Annotated in this window: 1 pseudogene; it reads left to right on the plus strand. The window is 47.2% G+C overall.

From position 1 onward, the window contains the following. Window positions 1-509 (plus strand): annotated as a pseudogene (locus ACS8FC_RS21130) (outer membrane protein assembly factor); the annotation flags it as partial.

Consider the following 509-nt stretch of genomic DNA (forward strand, 5'->3'; position numbering starts at 1 on the left):
GATTTGTTGCAACAAGCAACAGCGATACAGCAGCAAGGCTATCAGATGATGACGCCTGAGCAGATTGATCGTGAGTTGGCTGCGATGGATTTGCAAAACGCCCAAGATATCGACAGCATTAACAACGACAGTGCTTTTGATGCGCCAATTGCCACATTGAACGACACAGCGCCACCCATCGGCTTAGATGTTGAGTTAGATGCGACCGACTTATCTACACCTAGCAATCTTGACACATTAGGCAAAAGTGAAACAGCAGCAGAGCAGGCGGCCACAGCTGAAATTATGTCACGTCCCATTAACGTGAGTGACTCTGTCAGTAGTGGCAATGTCAATGCGGCAAATGGCATTAATGACGAGATAATAGCGGGTAATGGCGATATAACCGATGGCGGTAATATGCCCTCAGATGTGATTGATCCTGAAGACTATCTACCGGATTATCAGAATGATACTCAGGCCGTCAATCAAAGCATCGAGCAAGCTGATCAGTCAAAACCACTCGCACG

The sequence above is a fragment of the Psychrobacter sp. 1Y4 genome, from assembly GCF_051847555.1.